Annotated in this window: 30 protein-coding genes; 15 read left to right on the top strand and 15 right to left on the bottom strand. The window is 72.5% G+C overall.

Annotation, left to right across the window (positions count from 1 at the left end):
- A complete protein-coding gene (locus MRBLML1_RS14335; protein ID WP_364516991.1) occupies positions 1–906 on the top strand; it encodes a phosphotransferase in 906 nt (301 codons plus the stop codon).
- A gap of 6 nt (positions 907–912) precedes the next feature.
- Here MRBLML1_RS14335 and ypfJ read toward each other — a convergent pair whose 3' ends face one another.
- Positions 913–1,869 carry a KPN_02809 family neutral zinc metallopeptidase gene (gene ypfJ / locus MRBLML1_RS14330; RefSeq protein WP_422656621.1) on the bottom strand — a complete coding sequence of 319 codons (957 nt, stop codon included), beginning with the start codon at positions 1,867–1,869 and terminating at the stop codon, positions 913–915.
- 72 nt (positions 1,870–1,941) lie between these two features.
- Here ypfJ and MRBLML1_RS14325 point away from each other — a divergent pair, with 72 nt between their 5' ends.
- Positions 1,942–3,540, top strand: a complete 1,599-nt coding sequence (locus MRBLML1_RS14325; protein ID WP_364516987.1) for an ABC-F family ATP-binding cassette domain-containing protein — start codon at positions 1,942–1,944, stop codon at positions 3,538–3,540.
- Between the two features lie 5 nt (positions 3,541–3,545).
- Here MRBLML1_RS14325 and MRBLML1_RS14320 read toward each other — a convergent pair whose 3' ends face one another.
- The 6 genes from MRBLML1_RS14320 to MRBLML1_RS14295 all read right to left on the bottom strand — a co-directional run bounded on the left by MRBLML1_RS14320 (position 3,546) and on the right by MRBLML1_RS14295 (position 9,571).
- A complete protein-coding gene (locus MRBLML1_RS14320; RefSeq protein WP_364516985.1) occupies positions 3,546–4,040 on the bottom strand; it encodes a hypothetical protein in 495 nt (164 codons plus the stop codon).
- Between the two features lie 4 nt (positions 4,041–4,044).
- Positions 4,045–4,884 (bottom strand): hypothetical protein, encoded by an 840-nt coding sequence (locus tag MRBLML1_RS14315; RefSeq protein WP_364516983.1) that lies wholly within the window; start codon positions 4,882–4,884, stop codon positions 4,045–4,047.
- Positions 4,881–5,270 (bottom strand): hypothetical protein, encoded by a 390-nt coding sequence (locus MRBLML1_RS14310; RefSeq protein ID WP_364516981.1) that lies wholly within the window; start codon positions 5,268–5,270, stop codon positions 4,881–4,883. Before MRBLML1_RS14310 ends, MRBLML1_RS14315 begins: the two co-directional genes overlap by 4 nt.
- Positions 5,267–6,190 carry a hypothetical protein gene (locus MRBLML1_RS14305; protein ID WP_364516979.1) on the bottom strand — a complete coding sequence of 308 codons (924 nt, stop codon included), beginning with the start codon at positions 6,188–6,190 and terminating at the stop codon, positions 5,267–5,269. The genes MRBLML1_RS14310 and MRBLML1_RS14305 overlap by 4 nt, the downstream gene beginning before the upstream one ends.
- Before the next feature lie 67 nt (positions 6,191–6,257).
- On the bottom strand, positions 6,258–8,792 hold the full coding sequence (locus MRBLML1_RS14300; RefSeq protein WP_364516977.1) for an ABC transporter permease: 2,535 nt from the start codon (positions 8,790–8,792) through the stop codon (positions 6,258–6,260).
- Between the two features lie 2 nt (positions 8,793–8,794).
- Positions 8,795–9,571, bottom strand: a complete 777-nt coding sequence (locus MRBLML1_RS14295; protein ID WP_364516975.1) for an ABC transporter ATP-binding protein — start codon at positions 9,569–9,571, stop codon at positions 8,795–8,797.
- Positions 9,572–9,654: 83 nt separating this feature from the next.
- On the opposite strand from MRBLML1_RS14295, the gene glpK reads away from it, so the two are divergent.
- From glpK to MRBLML1_RS14280, 3 genes are read left to right on the top strand one after another with little or no spacing between them, the layout of a single operon-like run.
- On the top strand, positions 9,655–11,187 hold the full coding sequence (gene glpK / locus MRBLML1_RS14290) for a glycerol kinase GlpK (protein ID WP_364516973.1): 1,533 nt from the start codon (positions 9,655–9,657) through the stop codon (positions 11,185–11,187).
- A complete protein-coding gene (locus MRBLML1_RS14285; protein ID WP_364516971.1) occupies positions 11,184–12,938 on the top strand; it encodes a glycerol-3-phosphate dehydrogenase/oxidase in 1,755 nt (584 codons plus the stop codon). Before glpK ends, MRBLML1_RS14285 begins: the two co-directional genes overlap by 4 nt.
- The gene (locus MRBLML1_RS14280; RefSeq protein ID WP_364516969.1) at positions 12,938–13,708 is read left to right on the top strand and encodes an SDR family oxidoreductase; all 771 of its coding nucleotides are present in this window, start codon (positions 12,938–12,940) and stop codon (positions 13,706–13,708) included. Before MRBLML1_RS14285 ends, MRBLML1_RS14280 begins: the two co-directional genes overlap by 1 nt.
- Here MRBLML1_RS14280 and MRBLML1_RS14275 read toward each other — a convergent pair.
- Positions 13,594–14,517, bottom strand: coding sequence for an SURF1 family protein (locus tag MRBLML1_RS14275; protein WP_364516967.1), 924 nt, complete (start codon positions 14,515–14,517; stop codon positions 13,594–13,596). The two genes, MRBLML1_RS14280 and MRBLML1_RS14275, sit on opposite strands and share 115 nt — an antisense overlap.
- Before the next feature lie 44 nt (positions 14,518–14,561).
- Here MRBLML1_RS14275 and moaA point away from each other — a divergent pair, with 44 nt between their 5' ends.
- Positions 14,562–15,551: a GTP 3',8-cyclase MoaA gene (gene moaA / locus MRBLML1_RS14270; RefSeq protein ID WP_364516965.1), complete on the top strand. Its 990-nt coding sequence runs from the start codon at positions 14,562–14,564 to the stop codon at positions 15,549–15,551.
- A gap of 72 nt (positions 15,552–15,623) precedes the next feature.
- On the opposite strand, the gene MRBLML1_RS14265 is transcribed toward moaA, so the two are convergent.
- The 3 genes from MRBLML1_RS14265 to MRBLML1_RS14255 all read right to left on the bottom strand — a co-directional run bounded on the left by MRBLML1_RS14265 (position 15,624) and on the right by MRBLML1_RS14255 (position 17,296).
- Positions 15,624–16,544: a type IV toxin-antitoxin system AbiEi family antitoxin domain-containing protein gene (locus MRBLML1_RS14265; RefSeq protein WP_364516963.1), complete on the bottom strand. Its 921-nt coding sequence runs from the start codon at positions 16,542–16,544 to the stop codon at positions 15,624–15,626.
- Positions 16,545–16,761: 217 nt separating this feature from the next.
- Positions 16,762–16,980: an acetone carboxylase gene (locus MRBLML1_RS14260; RefSeq protein WP_364516961.1), complete on the bottom strand. Its 219-nt coding sequence runs from the start codon at positions 16,978–16,980 to the stop codon at positions 16,762–16,764.
- The gene (locus MRBLML1_RS14255; RefSeq protein WP_364516960.1) at positions 16,973–17,296 is read right to left on the bottom strand and encodes a DUF3099 domain-containing protein; all 324 of its coding nucleotides are present in this window, start codon (positions 17,294–17,296) and stop codon (positions 16,973–16,975) included. The genes MRBLML1_RS14260 and MRBLML1_RS14255 overlap by 8 nt, the downstream gene beginning before the upstream one ends.
- 40 nt (positions 17,297–17,336) lie before the next feature.
- Here MRBLML1_RS14255 and MRBLML1_RS14250 point away from each other — a divergent pair, with 40 nt between their 5' ends.
- The 3 genes from MRBLML1_RS14250 (at position 17,337) to fabI (ending at position 19,152) form a co-directional block, all read left to right on the top strand.
- A complete protein-coding gene (locus MRBLML1_RS14250) occupies positions 17,337–17,552 on the top strand; it encodes a dodecin (protein ID WP_364516958.1) in 216 nt (71 codons plus the stop codon).
- A gap of 93 nt (positions 17,553–17,645) precedes the next feature.
- Positions 17,646–18,356 carry a beta-ketoacyl-ACP reductase gene (locus MRBLML1_RS14245; protein ID WP_364516956.1) on the top strand — a complete coding sequence of 237 codons (711 nt, stop codon included), beginning with the start codon at positions 17,646–17,648 and terminating at the stop codon, positions 18,354–18,356.
- Between the two features lies 1 nt (position 18,357).
- Entirely contained in the window at positions 18,358–19,152 is a 795-nt protein-coding gene (gene fabI / locus MRBLML1_RS14240) for an enoyl-ACP reductase FabI (RefSeq protein WP_364516954.1), read from the top strand.
- Here fabI and MRBLML1_RS14235 read toward each other — a convergent pair.
- Positions 19,081–19,839, bottom strand: a complete 759-nt coding sequence (locus tag MRBLML1_RS14235; protein WP_364516952.1) for a TIGR02206 family membrane protein — start codon at positions 19,837–19,839, stop codon at positions 19,081–19,083. The genes fabI and MRBLML1_RS14235 overlap by 72 nt on opposite strands.
- A 28-nt stretch (positions 19,840–19,867) precedes the next feature.
- On the opposite strand from MRBLML1_RS14235, the gene MRBLML1_RS14230 reads away from it, so the two are divergent.
- Positions 19,868–20,380: a SixA phosphatase family protein gene (locus tag MRBLML1_RS14230; RefSeq protein ID WP_364516949.1), complete on the top strand. Its 513-nt coding sequence runs from the start codon at positions 19,868–19,870 to the stop codon at positions 20,378–20,380.
- 6 nt (positions 20,381–20,386) lie between these two features.
- Here the strand turns inward: MRBLML1_RS14230 and serB are convergent, their stop codons facing one another.
- Complete coding sequence (serB, locus tag MRBLML1_RS14225; RefSeq protein ID WP_364516947.1) at positions 20,387–21,607, bottom strand: phosphoserine phosphatase SerB; 1,221 nt, start codon at positions 21,605–21,607, stop codon at positions 20,387–20,389.
- Positions 21,608–21,638: 31 nt separating this feature from the next.
- Complete coding sequence (locus tag MRBLML1_RS14220) at positions 21,639–22,364, bottom strand: hypothetical protein (protein WP_364516945.1); 726 nt, start codon at positions 22,362–22,364, stop codon at positions 21,639–21,641.
- 31 nt (positions 22,365–22,395) lie between these two features.
- On the opposite strand from MRBLML1_RS14220, the gene MRBLML1_RS14215 reads away from it, so the two are divergent.
- The 5 genes from MRBLML1_RS14215 to MRBLML1_RS14195 are packed head-to-tail and all read left to right on the top strand — an operon-like array spanning position 22,396 to position 26,092.
- Entirely contained in the window at positions 22,396–23,190 is a 795-nt protein-coding gene (locus MRBLML1_RS14215) for an ABC transporter ATP-binding protein (protein ID WP_364516943.1), read from the top strand.
- Positions 23,191–23,225: 35 nt separating this feature from the next.
- Positions 23,226–23,717 carry an NfeD family protein gene (locus tag MRBLML1_RS14210; protein WP_364516941.1) on the top strand — a complete coding sequence of 164 codons (492 nt, stop codon included), beginning with the start codon at positions 23,226–23,228 and terminating at the stop codon, positions 23,715–23,717.
- Between the two features lie 11 nt (positions 23,718–23,728).
- On the top strand, positions 23,729–24,817 hold the full coding sequence (locus MRBLML1_RS14205; RefSeq protein ID WP_364516939.1) for an SPFH domain-containing protein: 1,089 nt from the start codon (positions 23,729–23,731) through the stop codon (positions 24,815–24,817).
- Positions 24,814–25,620, top strand: a complete 807-nt coding sequence (locus MRBLML1_RS14200; protein ID WP_364516937.1) for a sulfite exporter TauE/SafE family protein — start codon at positions 24,814–24,816, stop codon at positions 25,618–25,620. Before MRBLML1_RS14205 ends, MRBLML1_RS14200 begins: the two co-directional genes overlap by 4 nt.
- Before the next feature lie 16 nt (positions 25,621–25,636).
- Entirely contained in the window at positions 25,637–26,092 is a 456-nt protein-coding gene (locus tag MRBLML1_RS14195; protein WP_364516935.1) for a DUF4190 domain-containing protein, read from the top strand.
- 20 nt (positions 26,093–26,112) lie between these two features.
- On the opposite strand, the gene MRBLML1_RS14190 is transcribed toward MRBLML1_RS14195, so the two are convergent.
- On the bottom strand, positions 26,113–26,478 hold the full coding sequence (locus MRBLML1_RS14190) for a hypothetical protein (protein ID WP_364516933.1): 366 nt from the start codon (positions 26,476–26,478) through the stop codon (positions 26,113–26,115).
- Positions 26,479–26,632 lie beyond the last annotated feature (154 nt).

Below are 26,632 nucleotides of genomic sequence, written 5' to 3'. Positions count from 1 at the left end.
ATGTGGCAGCCCGAGGCGGACTGGGTGGCGCTCCCCGGAGGCTCCGGGACGTCCACCGTCGGCGTGTGGCGCACCGCGCTCGGCGGGCGACCGGTCGTCGTGAAGCGCCTGGCCAAGCCCGAGCCGGGTGACCCGGGCATCCTCTCCGAGCGCGGCCACGTGGCCTACTGGCGGCGTGAGGCCGACGTGCTCGACACCGGGCTGACCAGCGCGACGCCCGGGCTCCGCGCGGCCGGCGCCTCGGTCGAGGAGGACGAGGCGGGGATCACGATCGTCCGGGACTGGGTCGAGGACGCCTCGTCCAGCGGGCTCTTCCTCGCCCTGTCGGTCGGCCGGTTCGCCGGTGCGGCGATCGGCCACCCGGCGTTCCTCGCCAGCGGGCTGCTGCGTGACCGGCTCGCCCGGGTCGCCCGGCGCGGTGGCTGGCCGACCCTGGCCCGCACGACCGTCGCCGACGTCGCCGAGCACCTGTGGACCCGGCGCGAGGTGATGCTCGACCTGGTCGACGGCCTGCCCCAGGTCCCGCAGCACGGCGACCCGACCGCGCACAACCTCCCCGGGCGCGACGACGACGACGCGCTCGCCATCGACTGGGGCACCCTCGGCCATGGCCCGGTGGGCGGCGACCTGGGCTACCTGTCGCTGTCCGCGCGCGAGGAGTTCGAGCCGCTGCTCGACGCCTACCTGCTCGGGCTGCCCGACGGGATCGCCGACCGGGACGCCGTGCTGCTCGGTGCGCAGGTGACCGCGGTCTACACCGCGCTCAGCCGTGCGGAGTGGGCATTGGCCCGGGTGGCGTCAGGGGAGGGGGCGCTGGTCGCGAAGTACCGGCATCCCGCGGTCGCCCCGCACCTGCGGGCGCTGCAACGGACCTTCCCGCACATCGAGGCGCTGCTGGCCCTCTGAGTCAGCTCACACGCGGTCGACGGAGAAGGTGTCGCAGGCGTCCAGGTCGCCCTTCTCGTAGCCGATGTTGAACCACTTCTGCCGCTGCGCCGACGAGCCGTGGGTCCAGCCCTCCTCGTCGACGCGACCACCGCTGCGCTTCTGGATGTAGTCGTCGCCGACCGTCTTGGCGGCGTCGAGCGCCTCCGCGATGTCCTGGTCGGTGAGGCCGAGGAGGAGCTTCTCGCCGGAGGCGTCCTCGGTGGACGTCGCGTGGTTGGCCCACAGGCCGGCGTAGCAGTCGGCCTGCAGCTCCAGGCGCACGCTGCCGCTCTGCGGGCCCTGCTGGCCGCGACGGCTCGCCTCGGTCATGAAGCCGAGCAGGTTGGAGATGTGGTGGCCGTACTCGTGGGCGAGCACGTAGGCCTCCACGAAGGGCGCGTCCTTGCCGCCGAGCTGGCCCTCGTAGACGTCGCGGAAGAAGGTGGTGTCGAGGTAGATCGTCTCGTCGGAGGGGCAGTAGAACGGGCCCACGTCGCTGGTGGCGCCGCCGCAGCCGGTGTTGACCGAGCCGCTGAAGGTGACCACGGCCTCCTCCGGGTGGAACTTCCCGCCGAGCTCGGAGTCCCAGTAGTCGGTGAGCGAGTTCTCCACCGCGACCCGGGCGCAGTCGGGGTTGTCCTGCGCGTCCGCGCCGGTCTTGCAGCCGGCGTAGCGGTCGCTGCCCTGCTGGGCGTCGCCGAGCCGCGCGGGGGAGTACGCCGACGCGGTGCTTCCCCCGTCGCCACCGAGACCGAGGTCGACGCCGAGCGCCTTGGCGATCAGGAAGATCACGACGAGCACCACGATGCCGCCGATGCCGCCCTTGCCGGTCGGGATCGGGAGGCGCATCCCGCCGCCACCGCCGAGGCCACCGCCCCCGCCGCCGCTGCCGGCATCGTTGACGCGCGAGGTGTCCAGGCGGGCCTTCGGGTTGAATCGCACCACGGGCAGCACCCTATGCCAGGAACCGCCGTTTTCGGCTCGTGCGCGTCCGCGTGGGAGGATCGGGCGGTCATGATCACGGTGCACCAGCTCGAGGTTCGCGTCGGTGCGCGGCTCCTCATGGAGAACGTCAGCTTCCGCGTCGGCCCCGGCGACAAGGTCGGTCTCGTCGGCCGCAACGGCGCCGGGAAGACCACCCTCACCAAGGTGCTCGCGGGCGACGTGCTGCCCGCCGGTGGCACCGTCACGAACAACGGCGAGCTCGGCTACCTGCCGCAGGACCCGCGCGTCGGCGACCCGGAGATCCTGGTCCGTGACCGGATCCTGTCCGCGCGCGGCCTCGACGACGCCGTACGACGGATGCGGGCCGCGGAGGTCGCGATGGCCTCCGACGACCCGGACGAGCGGGACAAGGCGTTCCGCAAGTTCCAGCGCGCCCAGGACGAGCTCGACGCCGGCGGCGGCTACGCCGCGGAGACCGAGGCGCTGCAGATCGCGCAGAGCCTGGGCATCCCGGACCGGCTGATGGACCAGCCGCTCGGCACGCTCTCGGGCGGCCAGCGCCGCCGCGTGGAGCTGGCGCGGATCCTGTTCTCCAGCGCCGAGGTGCTCATCCTCGACGAGCCGACCAACCACCTCGACGCCGACTCGATCACCTGGCTGCGGGACTGGATGAAGTCCTACAAGGGCGGCTTCATCGTGATCTCCCACGACAACGCGCTGCTCGAGGAGACCGTCAACAAGGTCTACCACCTGGACGCGAACCGGACCGTCATCGACGTCTACAACATGGGCTGGAAGAACTACCTCACCCAGCGCGAGACCGACGAGGCCCGGCGCAAGCGCGAGCTGATGAACGCCCAGAACAAGGCGAAGACGCTCACCGACCAGGCCAACAAGATGCGCGCCAAGGCGACCAAGGCCAGTGCGGCCCAGCAGATGCTCAAGCGCGCGGAGAAGCTGCTCGACGGCGTCGAGGGGGAGCGGCAGTCCGACAAGGTCGCCGCGATCAAGTTCCCGACGCCGGCCGCCTGCGGCAAGACCCCGCTCAGCGCCCACGACCTGTCCAAGTCCTACGGCGCCCTGGAGATCTTCACCGCCGTCGACCTGGCCATCGACAAGGGCTCCCGGGTGGTCATCCTGGGCCTCAACGGCGCCGGCAAGACGACGATGCTGCGCATCCTCGCCGAGGTCGACAAGCCCGACACCGGCGAGGTGGTGGCCGGGCACGGGCTGAAGGTCGGCTACTACGCCCAGGAGCACGAGACCCTCGACGTGGGCCGCACGGTGCTGGAGAACATGCAGTCGGCGGCGCCGCAGCTCACCGACACCGAGGCCCGCTCGGTGCTCGGGTCCTTCCTGTTCTCCGGCGACGACGTGCACAAGCCCGCAGGGGTCCTCTCGGGCGGGGAGAAGACCCGGCTCGCGCTGGCGTCGCTCGTCGTCTCCGCGGCCAACGTGCTGCTGCTCGACGAGCCGACCAACAACCTCGACCCCGCCTCGCGCGAGGAGGTGCTCAACGCGATCCGCCGCTACGAGGGCGCGATCGTGCTGGTCACCCACGACGAGGGCGCCGTGCACGCCCTTGAGCCGGACCGGGTGCTCATCCTCCCCGACGGCGTCGAGGACCTGTGGAGCCCCGACTACGCCGACCTGGTCGCGCTGGCCTGACCGGCTCAGCCGCGGTAGAAGTCGCGGCGCAGCCGGCGGACCTCGCCGACCAGGTGGGGGATGCCGGCGCGGGCCGCCTCGGTCGCGGCGCGGGCGACCTCGTCCTGCCCGTGCTCGGCGATCGCGCCGGCGCGGACCTCGAAGGTCACGTGCGCCGGGCCGATCGCACGCACGGTGACGAGGCCGTCGGGGGAGCTCGCCTCGACGGTGGTCCGCTCCAGGGCGTCCTTGAAGCCCTCGACGTCCGTGCTGCCCTCGGTGCGCGCCGCGCGGGTGCCGGTGAGGTTCTTGGCGCGGCCGATCGCCTCGGCCCGGGCCCGGAGCAGGGCCGTCGCGGCCTGGCCGAGCTGCTCGCCCAGCCGCCGCTCGCCGACCCGGGCGCCGTGCCCCGGCGCGATCCAGAACCGTACGTCGTACCGACCCCGGAGGTCGGCGCCCACCTGCTCGTCGTGGGAGGTGGCGGTCAGCTCCAGCTCGTCGATGATCTCGGCGATCCGCACGACGTCACTTCATCCCGGTGATGCCGCCGGGGTGGTCGGCCAGGGTGGGCCGGCCGCCGAGCTGGTACTGCTGGGGGGAGTCCGTCATCCAGCCGGTGACGCCCTCCAGGGCGGTCTTGACCTTCTTCTCGCCGTCGTTGACCTCGGTGATCACCTGGTCGAGGGCGTCCTTGGTGTTCCACAGGATGTTCATCGCCTCGCCGCTGCCGGTGTTGAACGTCTTGCCGTTCTTGGCGATGTCGTTGGCGGCCTTGACGCCCGCGAGCGCGACGGCGAAGCCGGTGGCGCCGCCGGTGACCGGGATCGAGACGATCGAGGCGATCACCGTCACCATCGCGGTGAACTCGTCGGGGTTGCAGTCGTCGAGGCTGTCGATCGCGTTGATGGCGTTCTCCAGGATCTCCTTGACGTTCTTGTTGGCCTCGCGCCACACGGCCTGCTGCGCGGTCGCCGCGCCGTGGATGACGCAGGCCGCGATGAACATGTTGGGCACCGCGAAGCGGAACGGGATCTTCACGTTGTCGCGGAAGGAGCTGGCCGCGTCGCCGCGCCACTCGTCGAGCTCGTCGGCGACCGCCTCGACGCCGCCGAGCGCGGCGTTGGCGTTGACCGAGTCGCCGAGCGGGTCGGAGGCGCTGCCGCCGGCGAGCCCGTTGTAGGACAGCTGGGTGCGGGTGGTGCCGGTGCTCTCGACGAGGCCGCTGAAGTCGCCCTCCTCCGGCATGTCGTTGAAGGTCTCCAGGTAGTTGCGGATGCCCTCCTCGTCGTAGGGGACGCCGAGGTCGTTGTAGGACTCGCGCGCCTTGCGCAGCAGCTCCTCGATGAGACCGGGGATGTCGCTCACAGCTTGCCTCCCTCCGCGATGAACGCCGCCTTGACCTCCGCGTCGGTGCGGGCGAGGTCCTGGGCGGTCAGGACGATGTTGGTGCTGCAGTCGGTCAGCGTCTCGTGCATGGTGGCGATGTGCCCGCACAGGGCGCCGATCGCGGCGCCGAACGAGTCGCCCGTGCCGTTGACCGGGCCGGAGCCGAAGCCGTGGCCCTGCGGGAACATCGGGTTGTTCTCGTAGACCTCGCCGCCGGAGCGCAGGAAGGGCTTCCAGGTGTCGGCGCCCTTGATCGCGCCCGAGGCCGTGCCGAACACGGCCGCGACGCTCGGCAGGGTGTCCGTGCCCTTGCGGTAGAGCTCGGCGAGGTTGGCGCCGACCTCGCCGTCGGTGGGCTCCGTCATGGGGTCTCCTCCTGGATCTTTCCGGTGAGCTGAAGGTCGCCGGCGCCCTCGGTCGCGACGGTGCGGCGGAAGTCGATGGTCTGTGCCTCGCCGGCCGGAACGGCGAACGCGGTCTGGGTCTGCAGGGCCGTCGCCACCTGGCGCGACGCCAGGGTCCGCGCCGGTGCCTTGCCGGCGACCTGGACGGCCTCCTGCTGGGCTCCCGTCTCGAAGGTCGCGGCACCGCGCCGGACCTCGTCGAGGCGGATGTCGAGGTTGAGCACCAGCCACTCCTCGCCCTGCTCGGCCCACCCCAGGTCGTGCACGTAGGGCAGCCGCACGCTGCCCCAGCGGCACTGCGGCGTGCCGGTGAGCGAAGCCGGCGAGATCGCGGCACGGCACGCGCCGGCCTTCGTCGGGGCCTTCAGCGCGTAGAGCGGCTCGGCCACCCCGGCGTCGCGCTGGGACCCGTCGCCACGCACGGTCTGGGTCACCCCGGAGAGCTCGACGGAGAGGGTGACGTCCGCTGCCTTCGTGCCGTCCGCGGCCGGCACGTAGTGCCCGGCGGCGTCGCCCCGGTCACCCAGGACGAAGTCCTTGCCGTCGACGGTGGCGGTGACCTCGGCGCGGGCGTCGCCGGTGATCAGGAAGCCGGTCAGGCCGGTCGGTACGCCGCCCCACGGCTCCCACTCCCAGTCCACGCCGACGTACGTGCCGTCGGGGCTGCCGCCGGTGACCTCGTCGGCGGACACCTCCTCGGCGTCCGAGACGGTGAACACCAGCTGCCCGTCGGGGAGCTGGATCGTCGCGTGGGTGCCCTCGACGGCCCCGTCGCGCGCCGTCAGCAGCGCGTCGTCGGTGCCGCACGACACCAGGACGGCGGACAGGACGACGAGCGGGAGGACGGCGAGTGGTCGGCGCCCGAGCGCGCGGAGGGCCACGGGAGTTCCTTTCGGAGAGGGCGTCGTCAGGTCTACCCCGGCCGATCCGCCTGAAACTGCCCGATCCTCACTCGGTCGCGATCGCGTCCAGCACGTCCAGCCGAGCCGCCCGGATCGCCGGTACGACGGCCGCCAGCACGCCGACGACGACCGCGACCACCAGGAACACCGCGAGCTGACCGAGCGGCAGGCCCAGGCTGGTCAGCTCGTCGGCCAGGGCGCGCTGGAGGAGCACCCCGATGAGGACGCCGAGACCCAGGCCGAGCACGGCGCCGAGCACCGCGATCGCGACCGACTCCAGCATCACCATCCGCCGCAGCTTGGCCCGGCTCATCCCGACCGCGCGCAGCAGCCCGATCTCACGGGTGCGCTCGATGACGCTGAGCCCGAGGGTGTTGACGATGCCGATCACGGCGATCACGATCGCCAGCGCCAGCAGGCCGTAGATCAGGTACAGCAGCTGGTTGACCCGCTCGCGGATCTGGTCGGAGAAGCCCGCCTTGTCGTAGACCCCCACGATCGGGACCGCCTTCGCCGCCTCGTCGATGGCATCGCGGACCCGGTCGCCGTCCGCGCCGGGGGAGAGCAGGATGCTGATCGCGGTGTCCTGGCGCTGGACGCCGACCTTCGCGAGCTCGGCCAGTGGCAGGGTCACCTCGGAGGCCACCTCGGAGCCCTCGACCACGCCGACGACCTTCGCGTCGAGCCGGCGGTCGCCCTGGAAGGCGAGGCCGAGCCGGTCACCGACCTCCAGGTCGTGCTTCTTCGCGAAGTCCTTGCTGACGAGGGCCTGGTCGCCGCTGATCCGCTCGGTGCCGTCGACCACGTCCAGGTCGTAGATCGAGGAGAACGACGGGTCGACGCCGGTGACGTAGGCCGCCTTCCCGTCGTACTGGGCGACGGTGAACTGCTGCCGGCTCATCGTCCCGACACCGTCGATCTTCTCGATCCGGTCGCCGACCTCGGTCGAGAACGGCAGGAAGGTCGTGCTCTGCACGAGCAGGTCGGCGGTGAACTGCTCGTCGACCAGGTCGTCCACGGACCGGTTCAGCGAGGAGGCCAGCACACCGATCGTGGAGACCAGGGCGAGGCCGATCATCAGCGCCGAGGCGGTGGCGCCGGTGCGACGCGGGTCGCGCAGGGCGTTCTCGCCCGCGAGCCGCCCGGTGGTGCCGAAGAGCGCGGCGAACACCGTCCGGCACAGCGCGAGCACCGGCTTGCCCAGCACGGAGCTGATCGCGGCGACGGTGAGGATCCACAGCACCGCGCCGATCCCGATGAGCAGCACGTTGGTGTCGGCCAGGCCGGCGACCGCGAAGGCCGCGCCGACGGCGAGCACCACCGCCCCGATGACGGTACGGCGGCGCAGGGAGGCCCGTTCGGGAGCGACGTCGGCCCGCATCGCGGCCACCGGGGCGACCCGGCCCGCGCGCCGCCCGGGCAGGTAGGCGGCGAGCAGCGTGACGCCGATGCCCACGGCGTAGCTGATGACGACCGCGCGGGAGGTGAGGTCGAGCGCGTCGCCGGGGATGTCGAGGTCGAAGGTGCGGAACACCGCCGCGAGCACCCGCGCGAGCAGCAGCCCGAGCCCGATGGCCAGGGTCGAGGAGATGACGGAGAGGACGAACGCCTCGACCAGCACCGAGCGCGTGACCTGGGCCCGCGAGGAGCCCAGGGCCCGCAGCAGGGCCAGCTCCCGGGTGCGCTGGGCGATGAGGATCGAGAAGGTGTTGACGATGATGAAGCCGCCGACGATGACCGCGATGATCGCGAAGACGGTCAGGAAGGTCGTGATCACGTCGAGGAAGGTGCCGAGGGCGTCCTCGGTCTCGCTGGCCACCTTGTCGCCGGTGACCGCCTCGAAACCGGTCGGCAGCACCTTGTCCGCGGCCGCCGCGAGCTGCTTCTGGCTGACGCCGGGCGCGGCGGTCAGGTTGATCCGGTTGAAGACGTCCTTGCCCTGGAAGAAGAGCTGCTGGGCGCCCTCGGTGGAGAAGACGAGGAGCGTGGCGCCCGCCGTACCGCCGCCGTTGAACTCGGCGGTGCCGACCAGGGTCGCGGTGCGCTCCAGGACCCCGAACGGCGCGAGCAGCTTGACGCGGTCGCCGACCCGGTAGTCGCCGTCCTCGGCGGCGCCCTCGTCGAGCACGACCTCGTCGGCGCTCTCCGGCCAGCGCCCGCCGGTCAGGAGCAGCATCGGCTGACCCGCCATGTTCGGGCTGACGTGGTCGCTGAACGCCAGCGTGGGCGCGCGACCGCCACCGACGAGGGTGCCGTCCTTGCCGAGCAGGCTCAGCCCGGCGCCGTTGACGTCGCCCGAGGCCTGGCCGACCTCAGGCAGGTCCTGGAGCGCGGCGACGGTCGCGGGCGTCATCGCCTGGTCGGACTGCCCGGACATCCCGCCGGTGGCCTCGTCGGTGGCCTCCGCGCGCACCACGGCATCGGGGGTGGATCCGTGCACGATGTTGTCGAAGGTCTCGGACAGCCCGTTGCTGAACACCATGACGCCGGACAGGAAGGCCACGCCGATCACGATCGCGAGGCCGCTCATGAGCAGGCGCACCTTGCGCGCCAGCAGGTTGCGCAGGGTCAGCCGCAGCATGCTCAGGCCTCCCCGGGAGCGGCCGCCTGCAGCGTCGTCAGGTGCTCCAGGATCTGCTCGCGGGTGGGCGTGCGCAGCTCGTCGACGACCCGGCCGTCGGCGAGGAAGACGACCCGGTCGCAGTACGACGCAGCGACGGCGTCGTGGGTGACCATCACGATGGTCTGGCCGAACTCGTCGACGCTGCGGCGCAGGAAGGACAGCACCTCGGCGCCGGAGGTGCTGTCGAGGTTGCCGGTCGGCTCGTCGGCGAAGACGATCTCCGGCTTGCTCACCAGGGCGCGGGCACAGGCCACCCGCTGCTGCTGGCCGCCGGACATCTCCGCCGGGCGGTGCCCGAGCCGGTCGCGGAGGTCGACGGTGTCGACGACCAGGTCGAACCAGTCCTGGTCCGGCTTGCGGCCGGCGAGGCTGAGCGGGAGCAGGATGTTCTCGCGGGCCGAGAGCGTCGGCACCAGGTTGAACGCCTGGAAGACGAAGCCGATGTCGTCGCGGCGCAGCGCGGTCAGCGCCTTGTCCTTGAGCCGGGAGAGGTCGGTGTCACCGATGACGACCTGCCCGGACGTGGGGCTGTCCAGCGCGGCCAGGCAGTGCATGAGCGTGGACTTGCCCGATCCCGACGGTCCCATGATCGCGGTGAACTCGCCGGCGGCCAGGTCGATCGAGACCCCGTCGAGCGCGCGGACCTCGGAGTCGCCGCGCCCGTAGACCTTGAACAGGTCGACGGCGCGTGCCGCGATCCGGGAGGCGGTCGGGGCGGGGGTGGGCTGGGCGCTCATGGAGCCCACCCTGCCAGCCACGCCGAACGACCCGCATCGGGAATGCCCCCGAGTCGCTCCCCGGACTCCGTAGGGTGGCCTGCATGGCGCAGGCGCGGTTCGTCGGGGCGATCGACCAGGGCACGACGAGCACCCGGTTCATGGTGTTCGACCACCAGGGCAAGGAGGTCGTCCGGCACCAGCTGGAGCACCAGCAGGTGCTGCCGCGGGCCGGGTGGGTCGAGCACAACCCGGTGGAGATCTGGGAGCGCACCTCCGCGGTGGTCAAGACCGCGCTCGGCAAGGCCCGGCTCGACGCCTCCGACCTGGCCGCGGTCGGCATCACCAACCAGCGCGAGACCACCATCGTGTGGGACCGGCGCACCGGCCGGCCGCTGCACAACGCGATCGTGTGGCAGGACACCCGCACCGACGCGATCGCCGCGGCGCTGGACCGCGACGGGCGCGGCGACGTGGTCCGGCACCGGGCGGGGCTGCCGCCGGCGACGTACTTCTCCGGCGGCAAGCTGCAGTGGATCCTCGACAACGTGCCCGGTGCCCGCGAGGCGGCCGAGCGTGGTGACGCGCTCTTCGGCACCCCCGACACCTGGGTGCTGTGGAACCTCACCGGAGGGGTCGACGGCGGCGTGCACGTCACCGACGTCACCAACGCCAGCCGCACCATGCTGATGGACCTGGAGACCCTGCAGTGGGACGACGAGCTGCTCGGCTTCTTCGGGGTCCCGCGCGCGATGCTGCCGGAGATCCGGGAGTCCTCGGCCACCACGCCCTTCGGTACGACGCTGCGCAGCGGCCCGTTCGGAGGGGAGGTCCCGATCACCGGGATCCTCGGCGACCAGCAGGCCGCGACCGTGGGCCAGGTCTGCTTCGCACCTGGCGAGGCCAAGAACACCTACGGCACGGGCAACTTCATGCTGCTCAACACCGGCACCGAGATCGTCCGCTCGAAGGCCGGCCTGCTGACGACACCGGCCTACCAGCTCGGTGACCAGCCCTGTGTCTACGCGCTCGAGGGCTCGATCGCGGTGACCGGGTCGGCAGTGCAGTGGCTGCGCGACCAGCTCGGCATCATCAGCGGCGCCGCGGAGTCGGAGTCGCTGGCCCGCCAGGTCGACGACAACGGCGGCGTCTACTTCGTGCCCGCCTTCTCCGGCCTCTTCGCGCCCTACTGGCGCTCCGACGCGCGCGGCGCGATCGTCGGGCTGTCCCGCTTCAACACCAACGCGCACGTGGCCCGGGCGACCCTGGAGGCGATCTGCTACCAGTCGCGCGACGTCGTCGAGGCGATGTGCGCCGACTCCGGTGTCTCCCTGGAGGTGCTGCGGGTCGACGGCGGGGTGACCCTCAACGGGCTGTGCATGCAGATCCAGGCCGACGTGCTCGGCGTACCGGTCAGCCGGCCGGTGGTGCCGGAGACCACGGCGCTGGGCGCGGCGTACGCCGCCGGGCTGTCGGTCGGCTACTGGTCCTCGACCGACGAGCTGCGGGAGAACTGGCACGAGGACACCCGCTGGGAGCCGGAGTGGGATGAGGACCGGCGCACCGCGGGTTACGCGCAGTGGAAGAAGGCAGTCCAACGCACCCTCGACTGGGTCGATGTGGAGGCAGACCGATGAACCCCGCCGCACTCTCGCCGCGCGCCCGCAGCGCCGCGCTGAAGAAGCTGGAGAGCCAGCACCTCGACGTGCTCGTCATCGGCGGGGGAGTCGTCGGCGCCGGCGCGGCCCTCGACGCCGCCACCCGCGGGCTGACCGTCGGCCTCGTGGAGGCCCGCGACTTCGCCTCCGGCACGTCGAGCCGCAGCTCCAAGCTCGTCCACGGCGGTCTGCGCTACCTGGAGATGATGGACTTCCGGCTGGTCGCCGAGGCGCTCAAGGAGCGCGGCCTGCTCATGCAGCGGCTGGCTCCGCACCTGGTCCGCCCGGTGCCCTTCCTCTACCCGCTCAACGGCCGCGGCTGGGAGCGTTGGTACGCCGGCACGGGCGTCGCGCTCTACGACGCGATGTCCAAGGCGAGCGGCTACGGCGACGACGTCCCCCTGCACAAGCACCTGACCCGCCACGGCGCCCGCAAGGTCTTCCCCTCGCTGCGCAAGGACGCCCTGGTGGGGGCGATCCGCTACTACGACGCCCAGGTCGACGACGCCCGGCACACCATGTTCCTGGCCCGGACCGCCGCGACGTACGGCGCCGCGGTGGCCTCGCGCACCCGCGTGCTCGGCCTGCTCAAGGAGAGCGAGCGGGTGGTCGGCGCCGAGGTGATCGACCTGGAGACCGGGCGCCGCTTCGAGATCCGTGCCTCGCAGGTCATCAACGCCACCGGCGTGTGGACCGACGAGACCCAGTCGATGGCCCGCGAGCGCGGGCAGTTCAAGGTGCGCGCCAGCAAGGGCATCCACCTCGTCGTCCCGCGGGACCGGATCCGCGGCGAGACCGGGCTGATCCTGCGCACGGAGAAGTCCGTGCTCTTCGTGATCCCGTGGAAGCGGCACTGGATCATCGGCACCACCGACACCGACTGGTCGCTGTCGAAGGACCACCCGGCGGCGAGCAGCAGCGACATCGACTACCTGCTCGACCACGTCAACAAGGTGCTGGAGGTGCCGCTGACCCGCGACGACGTCGAGGGCGTGTACGCCGGCCTGCGGCCCCTGCTCGCCGGCGAGTCCGAGGCGACGTCGAAGCTCTCCCGCGAGCACGCGGTCGCGCACAGCGTGCCGGGGCTGGTGGTGGTCGCCGGGGGCAAGTACACGACGTACCGGGTGATGGCGGCGGACGCCGTCGACGAGGCGGTGCACGGCCTGGAGACGGTGCTCGGGCGCAAGGTGGGTCCGTGCGTCACCGAGGACGTCCCGCTGGTCGGTGCCGACGGCTACCAGGCGTTGTGGAACCAGCGGCGCACGCTGGCCGCCCAGTCCGGCCTCGCGATCAACCGGGTCGAGCACCTGCTGGAGCGCTACGGCTCGCTGGTGCTGGAGGTGCTGCAGCTCGTCGCCGCCGAGCCGGACCTCGCCGAGCCGCTGCCGGGCGCGGAGGACTACCTGCAGGCGGAGGCGGTCTACGCGGTCACCCACGAGGGCGCGCGGCACCTCGACGACATCCTGACCCGGCGGCTGCGGGTCTCCTTCGAGACCTTCGACCGTGGGGTCGCGGCGGCGCCGCACGTGGCCGAGCTGGTCCGCGGCTACCTGCGCTGGGACACCGACCAGAAGGACCGCGAGCTGGAGCACTACATCAAGCGGGTGGAGGCCGAGCGCGAGAGCCAGCGGCAGCCCGACGACCACACCGCGGACGCGGCGCGCAAGGGGGCACCGGACGTCGTACCGGTCTCCCGGATCGCGGAGGAGCTGGAGATGGAGCAGAGCTGATGGATCTCGGAGTCAGTGGGCGGGTCTACGTCCTCACCGGAGCCACCCGCGGCCTGGGCCGCGCGACCGCCGACGCGCTGGTCGCCGACGGCGCGCGGGTCGTCGTGTCCGGGCGTCACCAGGAGGCCGTGGACGCGGCGGTCGCCGGGCTGGAGGCGACCGGCGGAGCGGGCTGCGCGGTCGGGGTGGTCGCCGACAACGCCGACGCCTCGGCGCCCGACGCGCTCGTCGCCGCCGCGAGGGACGCCTGGGGCCGCCTCGACGGCGCCCTGGTCAGCGTCGGCGGCCCGCCGGCCGGCAAGGCCACCGAGATGACCGACGAGCAGTGGACGACGGCCTTCTCGTCCGTCTTCCTGGGCGGGGTCCGGCTGGCCCGGACGGTCGCCGCGGAGCTGGGCGAGGGCGGCTCGATCGCGTTCGTGCTGTCCACCAGCGTGCGCCAGCCGGTGCCGGGCCTGGCGATCTCCAACGGGCTGCGCCCGGGCCTGGCGATGGTCGCGAAGACCCTCGCCGACGAGCTCGGCCCCACCGGGATCCGGGTCAACGGGCTGCTGCCCGGCCGGGTCGCCACCGAGCGGGTCGCCGAGCTGGACGCGGCCACCGGCGACGCGGCGGCGGCAGAGGAGGCGGCGCGGGCGCAGATCCCGCTGCGCCGCTACGGGCGGCCGGAGGAGTTCGGCCGGGTGGCGGCGTTCGTGCTGTCTCCGGCGGCGTCGTTCCTGTCCGGCGTGATGGTGCCGGTCGACGGCGGGATGTCGCGCGGCCTCTGAGGCTCGTCGTCCTCGTCACCACGGCCGAACGGCCAGCCGGTGCGCTTCTTCTCCACCGTGCGCTCGCCCCGGCGCCCGTGCTTCCGCTCGTCCCACGCGAGGTAGCCGAAGCCACCGGCCGCCAGCACGCCGAAGAACCACCACTGCAGGCCGTAGAAGAAGTGCGGGCCCTCGCCCAGGTCGGGCAGCTCGACGGGCTCCAGGGCCGTGTCGGGCGCCGGGTCCTCGGACTTGAGCGCGAGGAAGCCGGTGAGCACCTCCTGGTCGATCGCCTCGCCGATCGTGGTGCTGGAGATGGCGCGGGTCGAGTGGCCGACGATCTCGGTGCTGTCGCCGGTGCCGTCGGCACGCACCCACCCGGTGACCGTCACCTCGCCGGCGGGCGGCGCGGGCAGCTCCTCGGGCTTGATCTCCGGGTCGTCGGTGCCGAACCAGCCCCGGTCCACCACGACGGTGGTGCCCTCGGCCGTCACGAGCGGTACGACGACCTCGACCCCCGGCGCGCCCTCGCGGGTGCGGTAGCGCACGACGATGGTGTCCTCGACGTCGTACGTGCCGGTGGCGGTGACCAGGCGGTACTCGTCGGTCTCGGGGACCTCGCGGCCCGGCGCCAGCACCTCGGTGACCGGGATCGGCGTACGGTCCTCGTTGGCCACCACGATCGCGTTGCGCTCCTTGCGGTCGTGCAGCCGGCCGAACTGCCACTCGCCCAGCCACCAGGTGCCGTAGCCGACCACGAGGATGGCGAGGAAGAACAGCACCCAGCGGCGACTGAGCAGGAATCGCCACGAGGAGAGCCAGGATCGCACGGGACAACGGTAGGCCGCGCCCGGCGGCGGACTACGCTGGGGGGATGCAGCCGCTCATCGACCAGCACGGCCGGGTCGCCACCGACCTCCGGGTCTCGCTGACCGACAAGTGCAACCTGCGCTGCACCTACTGCATGCCGGCCGAGGGCCTGGACTGGATGCCGACCGACCAGCAGCTCACCGACGACGAGATCGTGCGGCTGATCGGGATCGCCGCCGAGCACCTCGGTGTGCGCGAGGTCCGGTTCACCGGTGGCGAGCCGCTCGTGCGCCGGGGCCTGGTCGACATCGTGCGCCGGGTCCGGGCCGCGACCGAGGTGGAGATGTCGATCACGACCAACGCGCTCGGCCTGGCGCGGACCGCCGGGGCGCTGGCCGAGGCCGGCCTCGACCGGGTCAACGTCAGCCTCGACACCGTGCGCCGCGACACCTTCCACGAGGTCACCCGCCGCGACCGGTTCGACGACGTGGTCGAGGGGCTCGCCGCCGCCGAGGCCGCGGGCCTGGGGCCGGTGAAGGTCAACGCCGTGCTGCTGCGCGGCGTCAACGACGACCAGGCGCCCGAGCTGCTCGGCTGGTGCATCGAGCACGGCTACCACCTGCGCTTCATCGAGCAGATGCCGCTCGACGCCCAGCACGGCTGGGACCGCGACGCGATGGTCACCGCCGACGAGATCCTCACCTCGCTCTCCGGCGCCTTCGAGCTCTCGCCGGCCGTCGAGCCGCGGGGGAGCGCCCCCGCGGAGCTGTTCACCGTCGACGGCGGCCCGGCCACCGTCGGCATCATCGCCTCGGTCACCCGCCCGTTCTGCGGCGACTGCGACCGGGTCCGGCTGACCGCCGACGGGCAGGTCCGCAACTGCCTCTTCGCGCGCTCCGAGTCGGACCTGCGGGCCGCGCTGCGCGCCGGCGCCTCCGACGAGGAGCTCGCCGAGCGGTGGCGGGTCGCCATGTGGGGCAAGGCCGCCGGGCACGGGATCGACGACCCGACGTTCCTGCAGCCGGACCGTCCCATGTCGGCCATCGGCGGTTGAGTAGGGGTTTACGCCGGGTCGAGTAGGGACTTCCTCGCGTCGAGTGGGGAGTTCCTCGCGTCGAGTAGGGGTTCACCACCGTCGATTGGTGTACGACGGCCGGAGCGCCTCCCGCAACGCGTCGAGCCACCGCGTCAGCCCGGCGCCGGTGAAGTCGCCGCGACGTACGACGATCACGGTCCAGCCGTCCTCCTGCAGCCATGCCCGGCGCTGGCGGTCGTGCTCGCGCTGGTCCGGTGTGCGGTCGTGGGCGTCCGCGCCGTCGTACTCGACGCAGACGCGGGCAGCGACATAGGCGAAGTCGAGCCGGAAGACGGGGAGGCCGTCGCGCTCGACCCACCACTGCGGCTCCGGCGCCGGCAACCCGGCGTCGATGATCTCCAGCAGGGTCCACGCCTCGCGGTGCGACTCGACCCGCGGCTCGACGTGTCGAGCGAGCTGCCGGCACTGGACGACTCCGCGCCGGCGTCGGTAGCGGGGGAGCTCGCGGACCAGGTCACCGGCTGTCAGACCGTGCTGCCGGGCCAGCAGGCACATCGCTGCGAAGGCCTCGCGTCTTCGTAGGTGGCAGCCGAGGTCGAGCGACGTCCGCAGCGGAGTCGTCACCCGGACGTCACCGACACGGGTCAGGTCGACCGGGGACAGGTCCCGGGACCGGCCGTCCAGCTCTGGTCGATGGGTGGGGTTGCGGCCGCGGAGCGCGCAGACCTCCAGAGGAGGCAGCAGCTCGTGCTCGTGCAGCGTCAGCATGTCGACGCCGAGGAGCCAGGCCGCGGTCCGGTCGACCGCGACGTGGTGCGGGGAGATCACCCATCGCGCGGCGGCGGCCCGTGTCTCCACGGTGTCGGGCACGTCCGAGCGCCGGTACACGCCCCGTGTGACACGCACGAGCAGCCCTTCCTCGGCCGCCCGGCGCACCGACCGGTGGCTGCAGCCGAGGCGCTCGGCGTCGCGGATGTGGAACGGCTGACGCGGGAACTCCTCGATCTCCATGACGTACGACGATCGGCGATCCGTCGCGTCGGCCCGGGCGCCGACGGGTGGAGCTGTGGAGGATCGGGCCGGCCGGCGTACCTGTGGAGGGGAAGGGGCGCGTCCTGTGATCGACGTGACGTCTGATCCGCGGAGTCGGCCGGCCGGACGTCCCCACTCATGGGGTCGCAAGCCTCCACTCGCGCGCCGGAAGTCCCTTCTCGCGCGCCGGAAGTCCCTACTCGACCGGGTGGGGGAGGGTCTCCCTCAGGAAGCCGCGGGCCCCCAGGAAGTGCTCCAGCGACACCTTGTGGGCCTCGCACGCCAGCCAGGTCTTGCGGCGGTCGGGGGTGTGGATCTTCGGGTTGTTCCAGCGCAGCTGCCACACCGCCTCGGCCCGGCAGCCCTTGGCCGAGCAGAGGTCCGGGCCGGCGGGACCCTCCGCGGCCTCAGCCATCGTGGCCCGGGCCGAGCTGGCGCTGCGCGTCGCCGCCGCCGGTGAGCGGGAGCTCGGTGGAGCGGCTGTCGCCCGCGTTGGCGAGCACGACGGCGACGTAGGGCAGGAAGAGCGAGGCGAGGATCAGGAAGGGCCACACCCAGTGCCAGCCGGCCGCGCCGGTGATGGCCGCGCCGATGAAGCAGAGCGTGCGGATCCCCATCGCGATGGCGTACTTCTTCTGCCGGCGCGCGATGTCGGCCTGCGGGTCGTCCCCGGCGGTCGTGATCCGGATCGCGTCGGGCTCGCGGGAACGGCCGTGACGCGGAGAGGACATGCGCCCAGCCTACGCCGGGGGTGGCACTAGGCTGACGGGCATGTCGAACCGCACCTACCGCATCAGCGAGATCGTCGGCACGTCCCCCGACGGCATCGACCAGGCGATCCGCAACGGCGTCCAGCGCGCCGGCCAGACCCTGCGCCACCTCGACTGGTTCGAGGTCAGCCAGGTCCGGGGCCAGATCAAGGACGGCGAGGTCGAGCACTTCCAGGTGACCATGAAGGTCGGCTTCCGCCTCGAGGACGACGAGTGAACCCTTCCTTGTAGGACTCCTACAAGGTCTGGGCGTGATCTTGGTGCCCGCCGTGGGAGAGCGGCGGGCACCTGCGCCCCTAGCGTCAGGAGCGTGAACGAACCCCGCTCCGTCCTGGTCACCGGCGGCAACCGTGGCATCGGCCGCGCCATCGCCGAGGCCTTCCTCGCAGCCGGCGACAAGGTCGCCGTCACCACCCGCAGCGGCGGTGCGCCCGAGGGCGCGCTCGAGCTCAAGGCCGACGTCACCGACGCCGCCCAGGTCGAGGCGGCGTTCGCCGCGGCCGAGGAGGCGCACGGCCCGGTCGAGGTGCTCGTCGCCAACGCCGGCGTCACCGCCGACACCCTCCTGCTCCGGATGTCGGAGGAGGACTGGGACACGGTGATCGACACCAACCTCACCGGCTCCTTCCGCCTCGCCAAGCGCGCCGCCAAGGGCATGCTGCGCCAGCGCAAGGGCCGGATCATCTTCATCTCCAGCGTCGTGGGCCTGCTCGGATCGCCGGGCCAGGTCAACTACGCCGCCTCGAAGGCCGGTCTGGTGGGCATGGCCCGCTCGCTGGCCCGCGAGCTCGGCCCGCGGTCCATCACCGCGAACGTCGTGGCACCCGGGTACGTCGACACCGACATGACCGCCGTGCTCAGCGACGAGCAGAAGGAAGGCATCCGGAGCCAGGTCCCGCTCGGCCGGTACGCCGACCCGGCGGAGGTCGCGGGAGCAGTGCTCTGGCTCGCGAGCCCGTCGGCGTCGTACGTCACCGGCGCGGTGATCCCGGTCGACGGCGGACTCGGAATGGGGCACTGACATGACGATCGACGCGAACGGCATCCTCGCCGGCAAGAACATCCTGGTCGCGGGCGTCACGTTGGACACCTCGATCGGCTTCGCGGTGGCGAAGTTCGCCCAGGAGCAGGGCGCGAACGTGCTCATCTCCAACTTCGGCCAGGCCCTGCGGATCACCCGCCGCATCGCCAAGCGGCTGCCGGAGCTGCCGCCGGTGCTGGAGCTCGACGTGACCGACCCCGAGCACCTGGCCGGCCTGCCGGACGCGATCCGCGAGCACCTCGGGGCCGATGCCGTGCTCGACGGCGTCGTCCACTCGATCGCCTACGGCAACCCGGAGACGCTGCTCGGGGGCAAGTTCCTCGAGGGGCCGTGGAAGGACGTCGCGCAGGCGGTGGAGGTCTCGGCGTACTCGCTGAAGTCGCTGGCCGTCGCCTGCCGCCCGCTCATGCAGCCGGGCAGCTCCGTCGTCGGGCTCACCTTCGACGCCAGCGTCGCGTGGCCGGTCTACGACTGGATGGGCGTGGCCAAGGCCGCTCTGGAGTCGACCAACCGCTACCTGGCCCGCGACCTCGGTGCGGACGGCATCCGGGTCAACCTGGTCTCCGCCGGCCCGCTGCGCACGCTCGCCGCCAAGGCGATCCCCGGCTTCGAGGACCTGGAGTCGATGTGGACCACCCGGGCCCCCCTGGGCTGGGACAACGTCGACCAGGAGCCCACCGCCAAGGCGGTCTGCGCGCTGCTCTCAGACCTCTTCCCGGCGACCACCGGCGAGATCCTGCACGTCGACGGTGGCTTCCACGCGATGGGTGCCTGACCGACCGGCTGATCGGCCGCCCGACCGGCGCCACCACTGGGCGGCCAGCGTCATCAACGCCCAGGCCACCACCACGATGGCGATCTCCTGGACGACGTACCAGGGCCAGGGACCGAGCAGGTCGAGGGCCGAGGACCGCGGCTTGCGCACGAGGTAGCCGTAGTTGGTGTCCGCCACCACGTTGAAGGCGTAGGTCGCCCCGGCCCACCCCAGCGTGGTGAGCACGGCCGCGCGGTAGTCCCGCCAGCGCGGCGCCAGCCGCAGGCCGACCGCGAGGTAGACCGCGGCCCAGACGATGAGCAGGTGCAGCGCCCAGAAGGCGACGTAGCGCGGGTGCGGGAAGTCCTCGTTCAGCGAGGGCGTCACCACGCCCTGGATGGTCAGCGTCAGGCCCCAGAAGTACGTCAGCGCCACCGGGAACGGCCGGTGCGTCCACAGCGCCCAGGTCGCCGCGATCCAGGCCAGGTCGCACAGGTGCAGCGGCAGGGTCACGTCGACGTCGAAGTTCGCGACCAGGTCGATGACCTGGAAGGGGACGGTGACGGCGGGGACCAGCAGCGCCCAGGTCCGGCTTAGCCGGGTCGGGCCGTCGTGGCCCGCGTCGCGCCGGCCCAGGAGCACCACGACGACCAGGCCGACGACGAAGCCGCCGAGCGGGACCAGGTGCGTCGTGCCGTACGCCTCCACCCGCCCAGCATGGCCCTACGCTGGTCGCGTGGACACCAGGCGTCTCGTGATCATCCGGCACGCGAAGGCGGAGCCGTACGCCGCGAGCGACGTCGAGCGGGTGCTGGCCGAGCGCGGCCGGGCCGAGGGACGGCTGCTCGGGGAGTGGCTCGCGGGTGAGGGGATCGCCCCGGACGTGGCCTTCGTGTCCTACGCCGCGCGCACCCGCGAGACCTGGGACGTCGTGTCGGCGGGCGCCGGATGGACCCTGGAGCCGGCGTACGACGCCCAGCTCTACGGCACCGACGAGGACGGCGTGCTCGACCTGCTCCGCACGGCACCGGAGGACTCGGCGACCGCGGTCGTCGTGGGCCACAACCCGACGATGGCGGTCCTGGTGCAGCTCCTCGACGACGGCGAGGGCGCCGCGTCGGGGGCGGTCGACCTGGGCAGCTTCCCGACGAGCACGGCGGCCGTCCTCGAGGTCGACGGCTCGTGGGCGGACCTGGCGCCGATGGGTGGCCGGCTGACCGGCTTCCACGTCGCCCGCGGGGACGACTAGGAGCGCTCAGTCCAGCGGGGGAGCCGGGGTGACGATGCCGGCCTCCGCGTCCGCGGCCTCGATCTCCTCCCGGCTGATGCCGAGCAGGTACATGATCGAGTCGAGGTAGGGCACGTTCAGCGTGGTGTCGGCGGCCTCCCGCACCACCGGGCGGGCGTTGTAGGCGATGCCCAGGCCCGCGGCGTCCAGCATGTCGAGGTCGTTGGCGCCGTCGCCGATCGCGATCGTCGCGGCCTCCTCGATGCCCAGGTCCGCGGCGAACTCGCGCAGCGCCGTGGCCTTCCCGGCCCGGTCCACGACGGGGCCGACGACCTCGCCGGTGAGCTTGCCGTCGACGATCTCCAGGGTGTTGGCGCGGGCGCGGTGGATGCCGAGCTCCTCGGCCAGCCGGTCGGTGATCTGGCTGAAGCCGCCGGAGACGATGGCGAAGCGGTAGCCGAGGCGGCGCAGCGTGCGGACCATCGTGCGGGCGCCCGGGTTGACCACGATCGCGTCGTACACCTGGTCGAGGACGGACTCGTCGAGGCCCGCCAGCAGCTTGACCCGGGCGCGCAGCGACTGCTCGAAGTCGAGCTCGCCGCGCATCGCGCGCTCGGTCACCTCGGCGACCTCGGCGCCGTAGCCGGCGTGCTCGGCGAGCATCTCGATCACCTCGCCCTGGATGAGCGTGGAGTCGACGTCCATCACGATCAGTCGCACGCCGTGGCGCAGCATGTTGGCGGCCTGGACGGCGACGTCGATGCGGTGCTGGGCGGCGTCGCCGGCGAGCAGCAGGCGCAGCCGGTCGGGGTCGGCGCCGGAGACGTGCAGCTCGATGGCGGTGACGGGGTAGCGCGCCATCCGCTCGATCCGGTCGATGTTGCCGCCGCAGTCGGCGATCCGGCCGGCGATCGCGGCCATGGCCGAGGCCTTGAGCGGCGCGCCGATCACGGTGACGTGGGCGCGGTCCTGCGAGCGCCGGCGGTTGTCGCCGGAGCCGCGCTCGATGTCCACGCTCATGCCCAGCCGCTCGACCGTCGCGGTGACGGCGGCGCGCAGCTTCTTCGCGTCCCGCGGCGCGGTGACCAGGACGCCGAGCACCAGCCGGCCGCGCATCAGGATCTGCTCGGCGTCGACGACGGAGACGCCCGAGAGCGACAGGGTCTCCAGGACCGCGGAGGTGACCCCCGGCCGGTCCGTGCCGGTGACGGTGATCAGGAGCGTGTCAGGGGCGTCGTGAGGGCTCATCGCGGGTGCAGGCTATCGGCTCCCGGTGACCTCAGGGCGACGGTGGCCAGCCGTCGGGCGAGCACGCGGCGCTCAGCGCCCGGCGGGCGGCCTGCTCCAGCGGCTCGATCGCGGCCCGTCGGGCGGCGGCCTCACCGGCGCTGACCGCGCCGCCGTCGTCGGCCAGGGCCAGGTGCGCGACCGCCTCCAGGTGCAGCGCCCGGCCGGCCAGGTCCACGCAGCGTGCGGGCGTGCCTCCCGGCGCCCGCAGGGGTACGGCGGAGCGCAGGTCGTGCAGCTCGTCGGCCACCTCGGGTCGCCAGCTCGCCACGTCCAGCTCCGCGAGCGCGTTCGCCGCCGCCAGCAGCGCGGCCCGCAGGCCACGGTCGGCCTCGCCGAGGTCGGGCGGGGGCCGGCGCTCGGCCGGCAGCAGGGTCCACTCGACCGCGCGGCCGACCTGGGCCGGCACCAGCGCCCGGCCGGCGCCGAGCAGCAGGGCGACCTCGCCCGCCTCGATGGCCGCGGCGTTGGTCTCCCGGGGCCCGCGCAGGCCCGCCGGGTCGCCGGGCGCGGGGAACACCGCGGCGATCGCCGTGGCGCCCTCGGCGCGGGCGTCCGCGAGCTCCAGCAGCAGGGGAGCGGACCCGTCCGGTCCGCCCACCACGTGGGTCACGTCGTCGCCGAGGACCGCGTCGAGGAGGTCGTCCGGGCCGATCCGGCCCTGCAACCAGGCGGTGCCCCACCAGGCCAGCCGGGCGGATGCGGGGAGTCCACTCACGGTCTCGACCGTACTCGTTAGGGTGGCCTTCATGTCCGCAGTGCTCGAGCTCGCCGAGGTGACCATCCGGCGTGGGCAGTCCACGCTGCTCGACCGGGTGAGCTGGGTGGTGCGCGAGGGGGAGCGCTGGATCCTGCTGGGCGCCAACGGCGCCGGCAAGACCACCCTGATGCAGGTCGCCGCGGCCCAGGTCCACCCGACCACGGGGGCCGTCGGCGTGCTCGGCGAGCTGATCGGCACCGTCGACGTGTTCGAGCTGCGCCCCCGCATCGGTGTCTCCAGCGCGGCCACGGCGGAGAAGATCCCGCGCCAGGAGAAGGTCCGCGACGTGGTGCTCTCGGCGTCGTACGCCGTGCTGGGGAGGTGGCGCGAGGAGTACGACGACGTCGACCACTCCCGTGCCGACGCCCTGCTCCGCGAGGTCGGCGTCATGCACCTCGCCGAGCGCACCTTCGGCACGTTGAGCGAGGGGGAGCGCAAGCGGGTGCAGATCGCCCGCGCGCTGATGACCGACCCGGAGCTGCTGCTGCTCGACGAGCCCGCGGCCGGGCTCGACCTCGGCGGCCGCGAGGACCTGGTGTCCACGCTCTCCGTGCTGGCCTACGACCCGTCCTCGCCGGCGACCGTGCTGGTCTCGCACCACGTCGAGGAGATCCCGCCGGGCTTCACCCACGTGCTGATGCTGCGCGGGGGAGCGGTCGTGGCGCAGGGGCCGATGGCCGAGACGCTCAGCGCGGAGACGCTGTCGGCGACCTTCGGGATGCCGCTGGTGCTCGAGGAGCACGACGGCCGCTACGCCGCCCGCCGCCGCCAGCACCGCGGCTGAGCTCTCCGTCGGACCCATGGCCTAGGGTTTCGGCCATGGACTGGCTGCGCGACCACCTCTGGGAGACCTGGCTCGGGGTCTCGATCGCGCTCGCGCTCGCGGAGCTGTTGAGCCTCGACCTGTTCCTGCTGATGCTCGCCGGCGGCGCGCTCGCCGGGATGGGCACCGCGCTGGTCACCGACAGCGTCGTGGTCCAGGTGCTGGTGGCCTCCGCGGCCGCGCTGCTGCTGCTCGTCGGTGTCCGGCCACCGCTGGTCCGCCGCCTGCACGGCGGCCCGGACCTGGTCCTCGGCCCGGCCAGCCTGGTCGGTGCGCGCGGCATCCTCACCGAGGCCGTGGCCGAGCACCGCCCGGGCCGGGTCAAGATCGGCGGCGAGAGCTGGCTGGCGGTCTCCGCCGACGGCGAGGCGGCCATCGCGCTGGGCCGCACGGTCGAGGTGGTCTCGATCGTCGGCGCCACCGCGCACGTCCGCTCGCTGCCCGAGCCGCCCTCCCTGTCGTCCGCCCCACCGTCCGACACCGACTGAAGGAGACCCCCGTGGTCGTGCTCGTCGTCCTCATCCTGCTGCTGCTCCTCGTGATCACCGTGATCGCGAAGGCGATCCGGGTCGTCCCGCAGGCCTACACCGGCATCGTCGAGCGCTTCGGCAAGTACAAGGAGACCCTGCCCGCGGGTCTCAACTTCGTGGTGCCCTTCATCGACAAGGTGCGCTACACGATCGACCTGCGCGAGCAGGTGGTCAGCTTCCCGCCGCAGTCGGCGATCACCGAGGACAACCTGACCGTCGACATCGACACCGTCATCTACTTCCAGGTGACCGACCCGATCGCGGCGACCTACGAGATCTCCAACTACATCCAGGCGATCGAGCAGCTCACCATGACCACGCTGCGCAACGTGGTCGGTGGCATGGACCTGGAGCAGACCCTGACCAGCCGTGAGTCGATCAACAGCGGGCTGTCCGCGGTGCTCGACGAGACGACCGGCCGCTGGGGCATCAAGGTCAAGCGGGTCGAGATCAAGGGCATCGAGCCGCCGCCGTCGATCAAGGACGCGATGGAGAAGCAGATGCGTGCCGAGCGTGACAAGCGCGCGCTCGTCCTGACCGCCGAGGGTGCCCGCCAGTCGGCGATCCTCACCGCGGAGGGCAACAAGCAGTCCGCGATCCTCAACGCCGAGGGTGAGCGCGAGGCCCAGATCCTGTCCGCCCAGGCCGACCGCGAGGCGCAGATCCTGCGCGCCCAGGGTGAGGGCCAGGCGATCCAGACCGTCTTCCAGGCGATCCACGACGGCCGCCCCGACCAGTCCCTGCTGGCCTACCAGTACCTCCAGATGATGCCGAAGATCGCCGAGGGCGACGCCAACAAGGTGTGGGTCATCCCCTCGGAGATCACCAAGGCGCTCGAGGGCCTGGGCTCCTCGATCCACGAGATCGCGGGCATCCCGAAGTCGACGCCGGGCCCGGCCAAGCGGGTCGACATGGGCCCGACCGAGCCCGAGCTGCCCGCGCCGAGCGGCACCAGCGAGGCCGTCCAGGAGGCGATCGCCGAGGCCGAGAGCGCCGCCCACCCGGGCAAGCCGTCCGCGAGCGGTGAGCCACCGGCGCCGCCCGCGCCCACCGAGTGAGTCCGCTCGAGGCGGTCGCCATCGCACTGGCCGGCGTCGGTGCGGGCACGATCAACGCCGTCGTCGGCTCCGGCACGCTGATCACCTTCCCGACGCTGCTGGCGTTCGGGGTGCCTCCGGTGACCGCCAACATGTCCAACAGCCTCGGCCTGGTGCCGGGCGGCGTGGCGGGAGCGGTCGGCTATCGCCGCGAGCTGGTCGGCCAGCGTGCGCTGGTCACCCGGCTGCTGGTGTTCTCGACGGCCGGCGGGGTGCTCGGGGCGATCCTGCTCCTGGTGCTGCCGCCGGGCGCCTTCGAGACCGTCGTACCGGTGCTGATCCTGCTGGGCGTCGCACTGGTCGTCGTCCAGCCCCGGCTCGCACGCTACGTCGCCGCCCGGGCCGCGCGTCGTGACCCGGCCCCCGCTGTGCCCGGGCCGGCGATCCTGCCTTGGTGGATGCCGCTGGCGGCCTTCGGCACCGGCGTCTACGGCGGCTACTTCGGCGCCGCGCAGGGCGTGATCCTGATCGGTCTGCTCGGCATCGGCCTCAACGAGTCGTTGCAACAGCTCAACGGGGTCAAGAACGTCCTGGTCGCTGTCGTCAACGGCGTGGCGGGCCTGATCTTCGTCGTCGTGGCCGAGCTGGGGCTGTTCGGCACCGATGCGGACGTCGACTGGCTGATCGTCGCCCTCATCGCCGCCGGCTCCGTGGTCGGCGGTTTCGTCGGCGCGGCGGTCGGACGCAAGCTCCCCCCGCTCGTGCTGCGGGGGATCATCGTCGTGGTCGGCCTGGTGGCCGTCACCGTCATCATCGTGACCTGACCGGAGGGACACCCGCATGTCGACACCGCCGTGGGGCGAGCAGCCCGAGCCCGACCCCAACCAGACCCAGCCGGCGCCCCAGCAACCCCAGCCGCAGCAGCCGCAGCAGCCGACGTCGCCGTACGGGCAGCAGCAGCCCTACGGCCAGTACGGCCAGCCGTACGGGCAGCAGCAGCCCTACGGACAGCCCTACGGCGGCTACGCCTACACCCCGCCCGCGCCGACCAACGGGATGGCGATCGCCTCCCTGGTGATCAGCATCGCCGGCCTGCTGGTGTGCTGCGGAGCGCCGAGCGTCGTCGGCGCGATCCTGGGCCATGTGGCACGCAAGCAGATCAACGAGCGCGGCGAGTCCGGTGCCGGCCTGGCGTTGGCGGGCATCATCGTCGGCTGGATCGCCTTCGGCTTCTTCGTGGTCGTCGCCACGATCTACGGCGTCGCGCTGGGTGTCTCGCTGTCCGAGGACAGCTGAGCCCGGCGGGCCGTCCGCGGCTACTTGCCGCGGCTGAGCACCAGCGCGGCGATGCCGGCGCCGACCGCGCCTGCGGCGACCCCGACGAGCGCCCCGCCCTGCAGCTTGGGGACACCGCCGGCGGTGATCTCCAGCGCGCCGCTGGCGACGTCGGCGCCGTCGACGGCGATGCCGACGACGGTCAGGTTGCGGCGCAGCGCGCCCCTGGAGGCCAGGGTGACCGCGCCGAGGGCGATCTCGCGCGCGCCGAACATGCGGCCGAAGATGCCGAGCTGCGGGTTGGCAGCGGGCGTGACGCCGAAGAGGCGGGCCGCGGTCGACGGGGCGACCAGGGCGACGATGCCGACCAGGATGCGGCCGATCGAGAGGCCGGTGACGGGATCCATGGCCGGAGACTACTGCGCCGGTGCGCCCGTGCGCCTCCGACCACGGTCGGAAGATGTGACGACCGCCGCACCGTGATTCGGGATCCCTGAACGTTCCGTCGGACTTCGCGAACCGGCTCCCCGACCAGGTGCTTCCACCGGCAGAGTTCGAGTT

It is taken from the genome of Nocardioides sp. LML1-1-1.1, assembly GCF_040676175.1.
Lineage (GTDB): Bacteria > Actinomycetota > Actinomycetes > Propionibacteriales > Nocardioidaceae > Nocardioides.
The sequence above is the reverse complement of the archived record's forward strand: the minus strand, read 5'-3'. Positions and strand labels throughout refer to the sequence as shown.

Excerpts from the sequence above, each read along its gene's own strand:
- MRBLML1_RS14335 (WP_364516991.1), top strand. The coding sequence starts at position 1 with ATGTGGCAGCCCGAGGCGGACTGGGTGGCGCTCCCCGGAGGCTCCGGG.
- MRBLML1_RS14325 (WP_364516987.1), top strand. The coding sequence starts at position 1,942 with ATGATCACGGTGCACCAGCTCGAGGTTCGCGTCGGTGCGCGGCTCCTC.
- MRBLML1_RS14310 (WP_364516981.1), bottom strand. The coding sequence starts at position 5,270 with ATGACGGAGCCCACCGACGGCGAGGTCGGCGCCAACCTCGCCGAGCTC.
- MRBLML1_RS14300 (WP_364516977.1), bottom strand. The coding sequence starts at position 8,792 with ATGCTGCGGCTGACCCTGCGCAACCTGCTGGCGCGCAAGGTGCGCCTG.
- MRBLML1_RS14295 (WP_364516975.1), bottom strand. The coding sequence starts at position 9,571 with ATGAGCGCCCAGCCCACCCCCGCCCCGACCGCCTCCCGGATCGCGGCA.
- glpK (WP_364516973.1), top strand. The coding sequence starts at position 9,655 with ATGGCGCAGGCGCGGTTCGTCGGGGCGATCGACCAGGGCACGACGAGC.
- MRBLML1_RS14285 (WP_364516971.1), top strand. The coding sequence starts at position 11,184 with ATGAACCCCGCCGCACTCTCGCCGCGCGCCCGCAGCGCCGCGCTGAAG.
- MRBLML1_RS14280 (WP_364516969.1), top strand. The coding sequence starts at position 12,938 with ATGGATCTCGGAGTCAGTGGGCGGGTCTACGTCCTCACCGGAGCCACC.
- moaA (WP_364516965.1), top strand. The coding sequence starts at position 14,562 with ATGCAGCCGCTCATCGACCAGCACGGCCGGGTCGCCACCGACCTCCGG.
- MRBLML1_RS14265 (WP_364516963.1), bottom strand. The coding sequence starts at position 16,544 with ATGGAGATCGAGGAGTTCCCGCGTCAGCCGTTCCACATCCGCGACGCC.
- MRBLML1_RS14260 (WP_364516961.1), bottom strand. The coding sequence starts at position 16,980 with ATGGCTGAGGCCGCGGAGGGTCCCGCCGGCCCGGACCTCTGCTCGGCC.
- MRBLML1_RS14255 (WP_364516960.1), bottom strand. The coding sequence starts at position 17,296 with ATGTCCTCTCCGCGTCACGGCCGTTCCCGCGAGCCCGACGCGATCCGG.
- MRBLML1_RS14250 (WP_364516958.1), top strand. The coding sequence starts at position 17,337 with ATGTCGAACCGCACCTACCGCATCAGCGAGATCGTCGGCACGTCCCCC.
- fabI (WP_364516954.1), top strand. The coding sequence starts at position 18,358 with ATGACGATCGACGCGAACGGCATCCTCGCCGGCAAGAACATCCTGGTC.
- serB (WP_364516947.1), bottom strand. The coding sequence starts at position 21,607 with ATGAGCCCTCACGACGCCCCTGACACGCTCCTGATCACCGTCACCGGC.
- MRBLML1_RS14215 (WP_364516943.1), top strand. The coding sequence starts at position 22,396 with ATGTCCGCAGTGCTCGAGCTCGCCGAGGTGACCATCCGGCGTGGGCAG.
- MRBLML1_RS14210 (WP_364516941.1), top strand. The coding sequence starts at position 23,226 with ATGGACTGGCTGCGCGACCACCTCTGGGAGACCTGGCTCGGGGTCTCG.
- MRBLML1_RS14195 (WP_364516935.1), top strand. The coding sequence starts at position 25,637 with ATGTCGACACCGCCGTGGGGCGAGCAGCCCGAGCCCGACCCCAACCAG.
- MRBLML1_RS14190 (WP_364516933.1), bottom strand. The coding sequence starts at position 26,478 with ATGGATCCCGTCACCGGCCTCTCGATCGGCCGCATCCTGGTCGGCATC.